The organism is Larkinella sp. C7 (assembly GCF_006149005.1).
Taxonomy (GTDB): Bacteria; Bacteroidota; Bacteroidia; order Cytophagales; family Spirosomataceae; genus Larkinella.
In genome coordinates, this window is the sequence record NZ_VBSL01000023.1 from 44,045 (window position 1) to 57,922 (window position 13,878).

Sequence of the window (13,878 nt, forward strand, 5' to 3'; positions counted from 1 at the left end):
CTAGTTTTCAACACCAAACAGCGCCCGTAATTCCTTTGCGTCGTTCGGTTTCATGCGTCCGGCCAGCACCAGGCGCAATTGCCGACGGCGCAGCGCACTCGCGTACAGGTCGTGTTCAGCCTCGGTTTCGGGTGTGACCGGCGGCACTTCGATGGGACGGCCATTCTGGTCGACGGCCACGAAGGTGTAAAACGCGCGGTTGGTGCTGACGCGGGTTCCGGCCGGAATATCTTCCGCCCACACTTCAATGTTGACCTCCATCGACGAATTGAATCCCCGCGTGACCTTGGCCTGCATCGTTACGATGTTACCGAGTTTGATGGGTTCCGAAAACGAGACGTTATCGACCGAAGCCGTAACGACAATGCGGTTGGAGTGTTTCTGGGCCGAAATGGCGGCACAGATGTCCATCCAGTGCAGCAATCGGCCACCCATCAGATTGTTCAGGGTGTTGGTATCGTTGGGTAATACCATCTCGGTCATGGTAACCAGAGACTCGCGGGCGTATTTGGGTTGGGGCATGGCGAAAGGTACAGATTGATTGGTCACAACGGCTTCGTGTTGTCGCGAAACTACGGTTTTTGCTGCCTTCCTCAACCATCCTTCTCTTTTTTTCGGGCTTCTTTTCGTTCCTCGCGTTTCTGTTTCCGCTCTTCTTTTCGCTCCTTCCGTTCTTCCTTTCGTTCGGCTTTTTTCTCCTGGCGTTTTTCCTTATAATCCTCTTTCAGGTTCTCGACAGCATCTTTGAAGGTGACGGTATTGTCAAATTCGGTGGTGAAGGCTTCGACGTAGGCATTCCGCAGCACACCGATGATGATGGGCCAGACTTCCGTTTTCGTATCCTCGACCGTTCCCCGCAGTGGAATCCGGGTGGCTACCTGATCGCGCTTCTGGTTTTTGAGAATGGCAGCACCGCCTTCGGCCAGCAGTTCCGTGAAAAACCGGCCGACTTTCCGATCCTCGCCCGGTTCTTTGAGCTTGAAAATCTTCATGTTTTTGGTCAGCGGTTTGAAATACCCCACCAGCCGCCCATCGTACATGGCCATTTCGCTGACGACGCTGATGGTTCCACTTTCGAAATCGACGTTGCCGTATTTGCGCGCCAGATCGTTGAGTTTAGCCAGTTGGAGGTTGTCGAAACTGAGGTTGTAATTGAAATCCGGGAGCGGTTTCAGCAAGTACATTCCTGCCCCAAACTTCATCGTGCCCCCCCAGCCCGGTACATCACCCGTTGCTGTAACGGGCGAGGGCAAGCGGGTTTCCTTGTCTTCGACGTTGCGGATATTGCGAATGTCAAGGGCAACTTTTTCCAGCGAAAGGTCGGTTTTGGTGGCTTCGAACAGATTGACCAGATCGATTTTGCCGTCATATGCCGCAAACCGGTTGATTTGGATGGGCAAAATGTCCTTCACCAGCTTGGTCCAGTCGAGTTCCCGGCCGGTCTGGCTGGCCTGTTCATTGTTGCTGAAAGCAAAATTGAGTTCGGGCCGGTAACACTCGACCTCTCCGACGAGGGCGCCCTTAAACAGCGATTTCCATTCGACGGAAAGATCGATTTTTGGAACGTAGAGAAAAGGCTCTTTGATTTTACCGTTAATTTTCCGGATGCGCAGATCTTCGATCTGGTAAGAACCGGTAATAAGCGCAATATTGACGTCATCGACGTGTCCGGTATACGAACCCATGTCGGCCATCAATTTATTGAGGTAGCGCAGTACAAAATACGGCAGCAAAAGCCTGGCGACGATGAGGACAACGACAATCGCCAGGATAATTTTTGTGGATCGTTTCAAAGCAACAAGCGTTGATGTTGCTTATAGAACTGAAAATCAGCCGAAGAGTTATCCGGCCCGACGAACAAACAATCGCCGGGCCGTTGGATCAGTGACGACTGGGCGAAAACTTCCGGCCGTCGAGGGTAGCGTATTTAAAATCGGTGGGGCCGTCGAATACCGTTTCGTCGAAGCTGGAATTGCGGGGTAAATGGGTGTATTTAAAATCAGCGGTTCCGTCGAAACGCGTGTTGTTAAAATTGACGCCTTCGTCAAATTTGGTGTATTTAAAATCGGCGTACTGATCGAAACGGGCTTTCCGGAAGGCGATTGCTTCCTTAAAACTCGTGTATTTAAAATTGCCGGTTTTCGCAAACCGGGCGTCTGTGAAATCGGCTAATGCCCTGAATTTGGCGTATTTAAAGTTGGCTTCTTCCCGAAAACCGGTGCCGATAAAGGACGCCCGCTGGTTGAAGTCAGAATACTTAAACTCGGAGGCTTTTTCGAACGTACAATTTTCAAATGTTACGGGTTCGGTGAAGTGCGTAGCAAACATGATTCCACTGCCGTTCAGAAACCGCCCTTCGGTTTTGACGTTTTTGTACGCCAGGAAATTACCTCTGAAGGTGCAGTTTCGGAACGTGACCGGTCTTTCAACGGTGCTTTCGTAGGCTTCGTTTTCGGCCCAGAGGTTTTTGGTAACACGTTTTTTGTTGGCCAGTTCCGTCAGGTCGAGGTCGCCGGTGATGGTGGCGTTTTCGTAGGCAACAACCTCTTTCCGGTTGATTTTAGCCAGAATTTCTTTGGCATCGACCGTGCGTTGAGCCCAAACGGCCGGTAAGGTGGTGGCAATGAGGAGGAGGGTAATCAGGATCGTTTTCATACGGGAAAGATGAGAGTTTCCGTAAGGATGAAAATACGTCGGCAAAGGTTGCACGGACCGAGGAAGGAATCATAAATGTAAAATGCTCAATATCGAATGTGAAAGTGTTGGGCGAGCGTGTCTCCTCTTACTTTTACATTCGATATTGAGCATTTTGCATTTATGATTTTTCAGCCCTTCAGGGCAGCCAGAGGGCTTTGTCGTAGGCCGTATCGTAGTCGAATTCCTCCAGCGGGATAAAGTCGGCAAACCGGCCTGCTTCGTCCATGCGGATGGCATACCACAAACCGGTCGCATCGCGAAGCAGCAGCCGGTAGCCATACAGTGGATGGTAGGTATGGCCGTCGGTGCGGTGATCCCAGCCGGTTTGCAGTTCAATGGCAAAAGCAATTTGCGCCAGCGCTTCGTTGATGTAGGCCATCAGACTGCCAAAACCGTCGAGTTCTTCCAGCCAGATCACCAGACCGTCGATGCCCCAATCGAACAGCGGAGCGGAAGACGCCCGGCTGGTGGGTTCGGTTATCACAATGTCGTTCGTCATGCTGATAAAGACTAACAAGCTGTTTGAGTTAACCGGAGAGAGCCCCGGAAGGGCGGTCTGTCAATGGTCAATAGCCGCTCCTCCGAAGCTACCACGAGTTGCGGCCACTGACCATTGACAGGACAGGCCTCCGGCCTTCATTCAAACAACTTCTAAAGGTGAACTGTAAAATGAAAACGGGTTGTTTGCCAACCGCTGATTCCCGGCTCAGGAAGCCTGCCGCAGCCAGAAACCGGTGTCTTCCTGCTGCTGCTCCTTCCATTTGCGGAGCCAGAATCGGTATTTTTTCCGTCCGTAGTCCACAAAATCCGGGATCGATGTAGCATCGACGGCAAAAAGCCGGTGGGGTTTCTGTTTCTGAACGCCGATCAGCACAAAGCGAATCTGGCGCGTTTGTTCCCATTCCTGACTCTCAGCGGAGCGGAGGCTGTCGATGTAGAAAGCCGCCTGCCGGTCGTAGTCGTAGTCGTAGCAGCTTTGCAGAAACTGGCTTTGCGTGCGGGCCGAGGTGGTTTTGAAATCCAGAATGAGCGCACTCCGCCGTTTGGGGCTGGTGTAGACCATATCCAGCCGGGCTTTGCAACCCAGTTCGGTGATCGGATCGGTGAAGAGAACCACCCGTTCGCGTTCCGATTTCCGGAGATACCGGTTGCAGAACGAATCACGCCGAACCTGTTCGGTGAGGTGTTCCAACCGCCCCGACTCGACCGGTTTCATGTCGGGCAGCAACTGCTCGATAATGCCACCGATGCGCTCCGGTTCCAGCAAATGCGAGTGAAAAGCCCGTCCGAACTGCATGGCCCGCTGCGGAACCAGCCGTCCCGGCGAGGTATAGCCCAAACATTCTTCCTTCAACCGGGTCAAATCGGAATTCGAAACCCGCGGGATGGAACGGTAGTCGATCAATTCGGTTATCATGACTGGATGGGGTTTTTGATGAAGTAAAATAGCAATCCCTAAATCCTCTTCAGGGATTTCCACGGAGACTAATTCAGCAAATGAATGCCATTCTCAACCAGCAGTTCTTCCGTCGGATTGAGAAACGGATTGAAGTAATTGTAAGCGGTTTTGATGTTGGCGATGTCGGTCAGGGTTTCCTGGCGGAAAATTTTGTTCGACTGGCCAAAAGCCTTCAGCACCTTCGTTTCTTCCGGATCAGCCAGTTTGTAGCTGAAGGTGGCGATGTAATAGACGCCTTTGGGTTGAATCTTGGTATTTTCCTTCTTCTCCGCCACGGCGGTGATCACGACATCGGCCAGCGTCAGGTCGTCGTAGAACAGCGGTTCAATGAGCCGGAAGATGTTATCGACCGAATAACCGTGGAACAGGACCGCCGAAACACAGTTCTTTTCATCGATGAAAAAGATTTCGGCCCAGTTCTTGGTTCCCATGTTCAAAATATTGTCGGTAAAGATACGCCACGCAATCGGCTGGAATGTCAGCGTGCGGCCGTTCGTCGGCCCACCCAGTTTTTCGGTTCCATTGATGTTAAAGATGCCTTCCTTGGCGTCGAAACGGTATTGGCGGGGATGTCCCTCCAGATATTTGAAGTGACGCGTATCCGGATTAGCGATGACTTCACCCGTCGATTCGTTAACCTTCTGATAAAGTTTCACTTCCAAACCATTTTGATTTGTTGTGCCGGTGTTGTTTTTTTGTGTGTTCATTAGTATTTGTTGTTTACTGTTCGGACAGGGGGACCGCTATGCGATCCCTTTTGCCTTTTCAGGGGGTTTGTATTTGAGTTTAAATATACACACTATTATGTATAATACAAAACGACACATAAAAAGTTTACTAAAAAAATAGAGTAGCCGCGAATACCCCCTAAAAACCGCCTTTTTGTCCTTATTTTAGGTTTTGTGAGCCTGGGCTATTTCGAAGAATCTGAATTTGTTCTACATTAGACGGCGGAACGCAAGAACAGAAATTACATGGTTCTGTGTAAAAAATCCCTCTTCTCATGCCCATTGGAGCCCGTTTGCAGCAACTGATCGATGCGTTAGACATCAGCGTCCTGGAGTTTGCCCGACAATTGGGGGAGAAGCGGGGTGAGAAAGTATACCATATTTTGCACGGTCGTTTGAAACCGCGCTACGAAACGTTACAAAAAATTTTGCTGGCTTATCCCACGGTCAATGCCGACTGGCTGCTGCGGGGCGAAGGGCTCATGTTTCGCACCTTACCGCAAACTCCCCTGTCTGCCATGACGTTAGATGAGCGACTGCGAAATATGGAGTTTCTTTTGTTTCAGTTAAACGAACGCGTAGCTTTGTTACAGGAAACCAGCGACCTGCTTCGGGAAGAACTGGAAGAGGTCGCGGGTAAAAAGAAAGTCATTCGTCTCTCACACGTTAGTCGTCGGTCCGATTTGTCTCCGGAAAGCTGATAATTGCCGGGCTTACGACTTTATACTACACTATGTTCTCATTTTTTAAGCGTCGCCAGGAACAATCCGCTTTTTCGGATTTCGGATTTTTGGGAGTCGATATTCATTCACACCTGATTCCGGGGATTGACGATGGCGTACCCGACCTCGAAACGGCGCTGACCTGTCTGCGGGCTTTCGAGGAACTGGGTTATAAGAAAGTGGTCACCACCCCCCACGTGCTGCGCGATTATTACCCCAACAGCAGCGACACCATCCGGCGCGGGCTCGACGAACTCCGCGAAGCCATGGCCGGAACAGACCTGACGATTCAGGTTGAAGCGGCTGCGGAATACCTCATCGACGACCATTTCGTAACGTTGCTCAAGGCGAATGACCTCCTCACATTCGGACCTAACTATCTGCTGGTGGAACTGTCGTTTGCCAATCCGCCCCTGAACCTGGACGAAATCATTTTTCAGATTCAGACGAAAGGCTACCAGCCCATTCTGGCCCATCCCGAGCGGTATTTGTATCTGAAGGACCAAACCGAGCGGTTTCATAAACTGCGGGTGCAGGGGTGTCTGTTTCAACTGAATCTGCTCTCGCTCGTGGGGCAGTATGGCGGACGCGTGCAGCAACAGGCCAAACAGTTGCTCGATGATTCGATGGTCGATTTTGTGGGTTCCGATCTGCACCGGCTCCGCGACGCCGAAAAGCTGGGGCAATTGCTTCAATCCAAAGAGCTGGCGCTCCTCGATTCGCACACCTTTCTGAATGCCTCCCTACTCTAAAAGGCCTCCTTTTGGCTGGTTGCGGAAAGCTGCCGGGTTACATCCCATCAGGCGGGGTTCTACTATGTCGATTTTTTCCGGCAGGAAGATTCTGCGGCATACTTTTTGTTTATTGTCTGATAAATAGGAAAAAAACTTTGCGGATATTTTTAAAATATAGAAAAATAGTATTCCGTAAAAAACTTTTTGTTGAACTATTTAAAGATTTTATACCGTATTCTCTTAGAAACATTGAAGATTGCTTAGGTAATCTCATTTCTCCCTTTTATATTTAGAAGGTAATATCTAAAAAAAGCTAGTAGTAGTTTGTCTGATTTTGAAGGTAAGTATCTTTACAGATCGCCCTGAAACGTAGCTCACCACGAACTGTCGTTTCGTTTAATCAGCCATCTTTCTGTCGGAAACCCACATTTTTTTACTTATTATTCTATTTACTCAACGTTATGAAAATTGCTGTTGTTGGAACCGGTTACGTTGGACTCGTAACCGGAACCTGCTTTGCCGAAACCGGCAACCAGGTCACCTGTGTCGACATTGACGAGCGCAAAGTTCAAAAGCTCATCAACGGCATCATCCCCATCTACGAACCGGGCCTGGACGTGCTGTTTAACCGCAACACCGCCGAAGGCCGTCTGAAATTCACGACCAGCCTGGCCGAAGGCATCGAAGGTGCCGAGGTTATTTTTCTGGCCCTGCCCACCCCTCCGGGCGAAGACGGTTCTGCCGATCTGAAATACATCCTGAAAGTAGCCGGTGATCTGGGGCAACTGCTGAAAGAGTATGCCGTGATTGTCGACAAAAGCACGGTGCCGGTGGGAACCGCCGAAAAAGTACACGATTACATCTCGCTGGCTGCCCAGGTGGAGTTCGACGTGGTATCGAATCCCGAATTTCTCCGCGAAGGCGTTGCCATCGAAGACTTCATGAAACCCGACCGGGTGGTGATCGGCACCAAATCAGAACGCGCGAAAGCCGTGATGAGCAAACTGTATGCGCCCCTGGTTCGTCAGGGTAATCCGGTGATTTTCATGGACGAACGTTCGGCCGAAATGACCAAGTATGCCGCCAACGCATTCCTGGCCGTCAAGATTTCGTTCATGAACGAAATTGCCAACCTCTGCGAAAAAGCAAGTGCCAACGTCGACGACATCCGGAAAGGGATTGGGACCGACAGCCGCATCGGCAAACGGTTTTTATTTGCCGGGATTGGCTACGGCGGAAGCTGTTTCCCGAAAGACGTGCAGGCACTGGCGAAAACCGCCCAGGAGTACGACTACGATTTCCAGATTCTGAAATCGGTGATGGACGTCAATGCGAAGCAGAAAACCAAACTCCTTCCGATTATCAACCAGCACTTCAACGGCGATCTGAAAGGAAAAACCATTGCCGTATGGGGGCTGGCGTTCAAACCGTATACCGATGACATTCGGGAAGCTCCGGCGCTGGAAAACATCCAGGCGCTGCTGGATGCCGGCGCGAAAGTGACGGCCTACGACCCGGAAGCGATGGACAATGTGAAAAACGTATTCGGCAGCAAAATTACGTACGCCCACACCTCGTATGCCGCCCTGGATGATGCCGATGCGCTGGTGATCATGACCGAATGGCCCATGTTCCGGACGCCGGAATTCAGCAAAATGAACCTGCTGCTGAAAAATAAAGTCATTTTCGACGGACGGAATCTCTACGAACTGGACCAAATGAAAGAATTGGGCTATACCTACTACAGCGTTGGTCGGGAAACCATCTCGCAGGCGGTGGAACAACCGGTTTGAGCACTACCGAATTCATACTGGCTGTCTGAACTACCATCAGACAGCCAGCTTTACTCAACGTTATGAAACTTTTCTAGTCGTCTTACATGAAGCGCATTCTGATAACGGGTGGGGCTGGCTTTCTGGGCTCACACCTCTGTGATCGATTCATCAGGGAAGGATACCATGTCATTGCCATGGATAACCTGATTACTGGTGATATCCGCAATATCGAGCACCTGTTTCCCCTTTCAAACTTCGAATTTCACCACCACGATGTATCGCAGTTTATCCACGTTGCGGGCGAACTCGATTACATTCTGCATTTTGCCTCGCCGGCCAGTCCCATTGATTATTTAAAAATCCCGATTCAGACGCTGAAAGTCGGCTCCCTCGGGATTCACAATTGCCTGGGTTTGGCGCGGGTCAAGAACGCGCGGGTGTTGATTGCTTCCACGTCGGAAGTCTACGGTGATCCAACGGTTCATCCCCAGCCCGAAGAATATTGGGGTAATGTCAATCCGGTCGGTCCTCGTGGGGTATACGATGAAGCCAAGCGGTTTCAGGAAGCCATGACGATGGCCTATCATACCTACCACGGTCTGGAGACCCGGATCGTCCGCATTTTCAACACCTACGGTCCGCGGATGCGACTGAATGACGGACGGGTTTTACCCGCTTTCATCGGCCAGGCTTTGCGGGGCGAAGACCTGACTATTTTTGGAGATGGCAGCCAGACCCGCTCGTTCTGCTATGTCGATGATCTGGTCGAGGGAATTTACCGCCTGCTGCTGAGCGATTATCCGTCTCCGGTCAACATTGGCAATCCCGTTGAAATTACGATCAAAGAATTTGCGGAAGAGATTATCAAGCTGACCGGCACCAGCCAGCAGGTGGTTTATAAACCGTTGCCGACCGACGACCCCAAACAACGCCAGCCGAATATTTCCAAAGCGAAAGCCATTTTAGACTGGGAGCCGAAGGTATCGCGGGCGGAAGGTTTGCGAATTACGTACGAGTACTTCAAGAATCTGCCGGAAGAAGAGCTGTACAAGGCGGCTTATCATCGGGAATTTTCGGTGCGTTGATCAAGGACAGTGAAAAGGATTTTGCTGAACGAATAGCTATCATTAATGAGGAAACAAGACAAAATATACGTTGCCGGACACCGGGGCATGGTGGGGTCGGCCCTGGTGCGTAGTTTGGAAGCCAAAGGCTACCAGAATATAATCACCCGTACCTCGTCGGAACTGGATCTGCGCAACCAGGCTGCTGTCGCTGATTTTTTTGCCGACGAAAAACCGGATTATGTTTTTTTAGCGGCTGCCAAAGTCGGCGGTATTTGGGCCAATAATACATACCGGGCTGATTTTCTGTACGATAACCTGTTGATCGAAGCCAATATTATCCACAGCGCCTACCAAAACAGTGTCGAAAAACTGTTGTTTCTGGGTTCCTCCTGCATTTATCCCAAGCTGGCTCCGCAGCCGTTGAAAGAAGAATACCTGCTCAGCGGTTATCTGGAAGCGACCAACGAACCGTATGCGATTGCTAAAATTACCGGCATCAAGCTCTGCGAAGCGTATCGGAGTCAGTATGGCTGCAATTTCATTTCGGCGATGCCGACCAACCTCTACGGCCCGAATGATAACTACGATCTTCAGGGGTCGCATGTGCTGCCGGCCTTGATTCGGAAATTCCACGAAGCGAAAATCAGTAGCCAGCCCTTCGTTGAGGTGTGGGGAACGGGTTCGCCCCGCCGGGAGTTTTTGCACGCCGATGACCTGGCCGATGCCTGCGTGTTTCTGATGGAAACCTACAACGATGAATTGTTTGTCAACATCGGGACAGGCGAAGACGTCACAATTCGCGAACTGGCCGAGCTGGTGAAAGAAACCGTTGGTTTTGAAGGTGAACTTCGCTGGAATACCGACAAACCGGACGGTACGCCCCGCAAACTCATGGATGTTTCGCGGCTGCATACCCTGGGCTGGCAACACCAGACCGATCTAAAAACCGGTATTACCTCAACGTATCAGGATTTTTTGAACCACCAGGAAGTTTACGTCTAACCAGATTAAAACCTTAGAATACAGCTAATTACTCACGTATGAAAAAAGCACTTATTACCGGTATCACAGGGCAGGACGGCGCGTATCTGGCCGAATTATTATTAGAAAAAGGGTATGAAGTACACGGCATCAAACGCCGGAGTTCCTTATTCAATACGCAGCGTATCGATAATTTATACGAAGACCCGCACGAAAAAAATGTGCGGTTCAAGCTTCACTTTGGCGATCTCTCCGATTCGACCAACATCATCCGGATTATTCAGGAAGTGCAGCCCGACGAAATTTACAACCTCGGTGCCATGTCGCACGTGCGGGTGAGTTTCGATGAGCCGGAATATACTGCTCAGGTTGATGGCATTGGTACGCTCCGCATTCTGGAAGCCGTCCGGCTGCTGGGTCTGACCGAAAAAACCCGCATTTATCAGGCATCCACTTCCGAATTATACGGCGGGGTGCAGGGCCACGCGCAGTCGGAATTGACGCCATTTTACCCGCGTTCGCCCTATGCCGTTGCCAAACTGTATGGCTATTGGATTACGGTCAACTACCGCGAAGCGTACGGCATGTATGCCTGCAACGGTATTTTGTTTAACCACGAATCACCGCTGCGGGGTGAAACATTCGTAACGCGCAAGATCACCCGCGCTGTGGCCCGCATCGGTCTGGGCTTGCAGGACAAGGTGTTCCTGGGCAACATCGATTCCCTGCGCGATTGGGGCCATGCCAAAGACTATGTAGAAGCCATGTGGCTGATTCTGCAACAGGAAAAACCGGAAGATTTCGTGATTGCCACCGGCGTCACCACCAGCATCCGGGATTTCGTCCGGATGGCGTTTGCCGAAATTGGCGTTGAACTGGAATTCCGGGGCGAAGGTGTGGCCGAACGGGCATTTGTGGTGAGTGCTTCGAACCCGGATTATCCCGTTGAAGTCGGTAAAGAGGTGTTGAGCATCGACGAGCGGTATTTCCGCCCGACGGAAGTGGATTTGCTGCTGGGTGATCCGACGAAGGCCATGACCAAACTGAACTGGCAGCCGAAATACGACCTGGCCGCGCTGGTAAAAGACATGATGACGGCCGACATCGACTTGTTCCGTCGTGATCAGTTGCTGGCTGAAGGCGGGCATTTGGTGATGAATTATTTTGAGTAACCTCCTCGGAGATCACGAATCGCAGACTGAATCGGGTTAGTGATCTCTTTCCTTTTTTTGCTGATCTGCCTGATTGGAATAGCAGCTACTCAACGTTTTTAATCGGTATGGATATGGGCCTTATCAATGATTCCTATCAGTTTCACAGAGCGACTCCCGTAACTACTTTCTCCGGCAGTACCAAAATTATCATCGCTATTGACGGGCACTCCGGCTGTGGTAAGAGCACAACGGCCAGGCAGGTTGCTGCCCAGTTGGGATACACCTACATTGATACTGGAGCGATGTATAGGGCGGTCACATTGTACTTCATTCAGCACAAAATCGAACTTGCAAGTGAAAAAGCGGTACGGGAAGCGCTTGCAAAAATTCACATCACGTTTGAAGGTGACCCGGAAACCGGAACGATTCAAACGCATTTGAATGGTCAGAATGTAGAAGAAGAAATTCGAAAACTTCCGGTAGCAAATGCTGTACCGGAAGTTAGTGCTATTCCTGACGTACGGAAGGCTATGGTGGGGCTACAGCAAAAACTTGGTCAAAACCGGGGTATCGTAATGGACGGGCGCGACATCGGTACGCATGTTTTTCCGCATGCCGAGCTGAAGGTATTCATGACTGCTGATTCACTGGTTCGGGCGGAACGCCGACGCATTGAACTGCAGGCTAAAGGAGAGCAGGTTGAATTAGCCGAAATCGCTCAAAATCTTGAAAAGCGGGACCATCTCGATACGACCCGCACCGAAAGCCCATTACGAAAGGCGTCGGATGCCCAGCTTCTGGACACCTCGCACCTATCCATCGCAGGACAGGTGGAATGGGTTGTTCAACAAGCCTATCTGACCATTACCACTTTATTATATCGGGGGCATTCTACTGTAATAGAGGAATAGATTTTCGTCAATATGTGGCATCGCAATTGTTTTTATAACTTGGTATTGCATGAAAGCTTTATTCCGCATTATAGTTCTACTGCTACCAGTTAGTTGCACTCTTTATGCACAGCAACCGCTTTCTTCAGTGCAGTTTTCGGCTGAAGTAGGCACGCTGGCTTCATCAGCCCGCCGGACGCCATTTTGGCTAAGGGCCAATCAATTTGGCACTGTGCCCTTGGTAGCCCCGGCCGGAATCATTCGGCTAGGAAATTCAGGCGTGTTTCGGAGAGATAGTGTTGCCAAGGGTTGGATACTAGGTTACGGGGTTGAAGCAGTTGGATATGCTGGGCCAAATAGTCGACTTTTATTGCCCGAAGCCTACGCAAAAATTGGCTTTCGCTCTATTGAGCTGGTAATAGGACGCCGTAAAGAAATTCTAGGTTTGGTGGATACCACTCTTTCTTCAGGTTCATATTCATGGTCGGGTAATGCACTTCCAATACCCAAAGTACAAATTGGTACTAGAGGTTTCGCTTCATTGCATTTTACGAAAGACCTAATCGCTATTAATGCTTTCTTTGCTCACGGTTGGTTTAACAATTCCGATTCTATCAAGGATTCATATCTACATCAGAAAGCATTTTATGTCCGCTTCGGAAAACCACACTGGAAAGTAAAATTATTTGGAGGAGTTTTGCATAACGCTCAATGGGGAGGGCGATCCGACTACTTAGACGAAAAACATGCATACAATGGCAAGTTACCGTCTTCTTTTAATGATTACCTACATCTCATTCTTGCGAAGCAGCCCGAAAAAAACAGTAATGTTTCGAATCATGATCAAGTTAATCAAGTTGGTAACCATCTAGGCTCTATTGATGTCGGCGCGGAAATAACCTTCAAACACTGGAAGGCACTTGCTTATTATCAACACCCCTTCGAAGATCGATCAGGTCTTGCTATGGTTAATCTACCAGATGGTCTGTATGGTTTGAGATTGAAGCGGCATGCAACTACTCAAAAACAGTTTTTTCAATTTAATCAGTTGCTTATAGAATATTTGACAACGATGAGCCAAAGTGGGAGCACCGTGGAAATTGGCCGAAGACTTTACGAAGGGCTAGATGATTATTTTAATAATTTTCAGTATCTGAATGGATGGACCCACCAAAACCAGGTTTTAGGGACACCATTTATCACAAATAGAAAAGAAGTGAGATCAGAATGGCAGGAAGTACCAGGTGGGCCACGTCTGGCATTTGTGAATAATCGGGTACAATTATTTCATTTAGGAGCTATCAGTGAGTTTGCATCAGGAATTCAATTGCAAACGCGGTTATCTTATAGCCGAAATTATGGTTTGTTTCGTAATCCATTTGGGAAGCAGATAAATCAGGTGTCAGGTCTTTTAGGATTAAGCTGGCCTTTAGCAGGTTTTGGAAAGTCTCACTTACAAACAGCAATTGCTGTCGATCAGGGTAAATTATTGAAAAATGTAGTAGGGGGCTGGATTAGTATTCGAAAAACATGGTAGTACCATCTCGATTTTAAGAAGCCTGCACTGGTTTAGTACAGGCTTCTTAAAATTCCCTCAGTTATCCTTATACAAACTGTAACCTTGCGACCATGCTGTCGTGCATTTGCACCAGCGTTTGACGCAGATCATAT

General features: G+C 49.7%; 14 protein-coding genes. 8 read left to right on the top strand and 6 right to left on the bottom strand.

Annotation, left to right across the window (positions count from 1 at the left end; translation table 11 throughout):
- The 6 genes from FH871_RS29815 to FH871_RS29840 all read right to left on the bottom strand — a co-directional run bounded on the left by FH871_RS29815 (nucleotide 1) and on the right by FH871_RS29840 (nucleotide 4,863).
- Nucleotides 1-522, bottom strand: coding sequence for an acyl-CoA thioesterase (locus tag FH871_RS29815; protein WP_138995002.1), 522 nt, complete (start codon nucleotides 520-522; stop codon nucleotides 1-3).
- Between the two features lie 71 nt (nucleotides 523-593).
- Entirely contained in the window at nucleotides 594-1,793 is a 1,200-nt protein-coding gene (locus FH871_RS29820) for a DUF748 domain-containing protein (protein WP_138995003.1), read from the bottom strand.
- 88 nt (nucleotides 1,794-1,881) lie between these two features.
- Nucleotides 1,882-2,655: a pentapeptide repeat-containing protein gene (locus FH871_RS29825; protein WP_138995004.1), complete on the bottom strand. Its 774-nt coding sequence runs from the start codon at nucleotides 2,653-2,655 to the stop codon at nucleotides 1,882-1,884.
- Between the two features lie 178 nt (nucleotides 2,656-2,833).
- Complete coding sequence (locus FH871_RS29830; protein ID WP_138995005.1) at nucleotides 2,834-3,196, bottom strand: hypothetical protein; 363 nt, start codon at nucleotides 3,194-3,196, stop codon at nucleotides 2,834-2,836.
- Between the two features lie 207 nt (nucleotides 3,197-3,403).
- The gene (locus FH871_RS29835) at nucleotides 3,404-4,114 is read right to left on the bottom strand and encodes a PD-(D/E)XK nuclease-like domain-containing protein (protein ID WP_138995006.1); all 711 of its coding nucleotides are present in this window, start codon (nucleotides 4,112-4,114) and stop codon (nucleotides 3,404-3,406) included.
- Between the two features lie 68 nt (nucleotides 4,115-4,182).
- Nucleotides 4,183-4,863, bottom strand: coding sequence for a hypothetical protein (locus tag FH871_RS29840; protein ID WP_138995007.1), 681 nt, complete (start codon nucleotides 4,861-4,863; stop codon nucleotides 4,183-4,185).
- Nucleotides 4,864-5,159: 296 nt separating this feature from the next.
- Here FH871_RS29840 and FH871_RS29845 point away from each other — a divergent pair, with 296 nt between their 5' ends.
- From FH871_RS29845 to FH871_RS29880, 8 genes are all read left to right on the top strand, one after another.
- Nucleotides 5,160-5,585, top strand: coding sequence for a helix-turn-helix transcriptional regulator (locus FH871_RS29845; protein WP_138995008.1), 426 nt, complete (start codon nucleotides 5,160-5,162; stop codon nucleotides 5,583-5,585).
- A 32-nt stretch (nucleotides 5,586-5,617) separates the two neighbouring features.
- On the top strand, nucleotides 5,618-6,358 hold the full coding sequence (locus FH871_RS29850) for a tyrosine-protein phosphatase (RefSeq protein WP_138995009.1): 741 nt from the start codon (nucleotides 5,618-5,620) through the stop codon (nucleotides 6,356-6,358).
- Nucleotides 6,359-6,801: 443 nt separating this feature from the next.
- On the top strand, nucleotides 6,802-8,133 hold the full coding sequence (locus FH871_RS29855) for a UDP-glucose/GDP-mannose dehydrogenase family protein (protein WP_138995010.1): 1,332 nt from the start codon (nucleotides 6,802-6,804) through the stop codon (nucleotides 8,131-8,133).
- Nucleotides 8,134-8,219: 86 nt separating this feature from the next.
- Nucleotides 8,220-9,200, top strand: a complete 981-nt coding sequence (locus FH871_RS29860) for a UDP-glucuronic acid decarboxylase family protein (protein ID WP_138995011.1) — start codon at nucleotides 8,220-8,222, stop codon at nucleotides 9,198-9,200.
- Nucleotides 9,201-9,245: 45 nt separating this feature from the next.
- A complete protein-coding gene (locus FH871_RS29865) occupies nucleotides 9,246-10,184 on the top strand; it encodes a GDP-L-fucose synthase (RefSeq protein ID WP_138995012.1) in 939 nt (312 codons plus the stop codon).
- Nucleotides 10,185-10,222: 38 nt separating this feature from the next.
- Nucleotides 10,223-11,335, top strand: coding sequence for a GDP-mannose 4,6-dehydratase (gene gmd, locus FH871_RS29870; protein ID WP_124908840.1), 1,113 nt, complete (start codon nucleotides 10,223-10,225; stop codon nucleotides 11,333-11,335).
- A gap of 107 nt (nucleotides 11,336-11,442) precedes the next feature.
- A complete protein-coding gene (gene cmk, locus FH871_RS29875; RefSeq protein ID WP_229317712.1) occupies nucleotides 11,443-12,228 on the top strand; it encodes a (d)CMP kinase in 786 nt (261 codons plus the stop codon).
- A 49-nt stretch (nucleotides 12,229-12,277) separates the two neighbouring features.
- Nucleotides 12,278-13,744, top strand: a complete 1,467-nt coding sequence (locus tag FH871_RS29880; protein ID WP_138995013.1) for a capsule assembly Wzi family protein — start codon at nucleotides 12,278-12,280, stop codon at nucleotides 13,742-13,744.
- The last annotated feature ends 134 nt before the right edge of the window (nucleotides 13,745-13,878 follow it).

Coding starts and splice junctions, on each gene's coding strand:
- FH871_RS29815 (WP_138995002.1), bottom strand. CDS start 522: ATGCCCCAACCCAAATACGCCCGCGAGTCTCTGGTTACCATGACCGAG.
- FH871_RS29825 (WP_138995004.1), bottom strand. CDS start 2,655: ATGAAAACGATCCTGATTACCCTCCTCCTCATTGCCACCACCTTACCG.
- FH871_RS29830 (WP_138995005.1), bottom strand. CDS start 3,196: ATGACGAACGACATTGTGATAACCGAACCCACCAGCCGGGCGTCTTCC.
- FH871_RS29835 (WP_138995006.1), bottom strand. CDS start 4,114: ATGATAACCGAATTGATCGACTACCGTTCCATCCCGCGGGTTTCGAAT.
- FH871_RS29840 (WP_138995007.1), bottom strand. CDS start 4,863: ATGAACACACAAAAAAACAACACCGGCACAACAAATCAAAATGGTTTG.
- FH871_RS29845 (WP_138995008.1), top strand. CDS start 5,160: ATGCCCATTGGAGCCCGTTTGCAGCAACTGATCGATGCGTTAGACATC.
- FH871_RS29850 (WP_138995009.1), top strand. CDS start 5,618: ATGTTCTCATTTTTTAAGCGTCGCCAGGAACAATCCGCTTTTTCGGAT.
- FH871_RS29855 (WP_138995010.1), top strand. CDS start 6,802: ATGAAAATTGCTGTTGTTGGAACCGGTTACGTTGGACTCGTAACCGGA.
- FH871_RS29860 (WP_138995011.1), top strand. CDS start 8,220: ATGAAGCGCATTCTGATAACGGGTGGGGCTGGCTTTCTGGGCTCACAC.
- FH871_RS29865 (WP_138995012.1), top strand. CDS start 9,246: ATGAGGAAACAAGACAAAATATACGTTGCCGGACACCGGGGCATGGTG.
- gmd (WP_124908840.1), top strand. CDS start 10,223: ATGAAAAAAGCACTTATTACCGGTATCACAGGGCAGGACGGCGCGTAT.
- cmk (WP_229317712.1), top strand. CDS start 11,443: ATGGATATGGGCCTTATCAATGATTCCTATCAGTTTCACAGAGCGACT.
- FH871_RS29880 (WP_138995013.1), top strand. CDS start 12,278: ATGAAAGCTTTATTCCGCATTATAGTTCTACTGCTACCAGTTAGTTGC.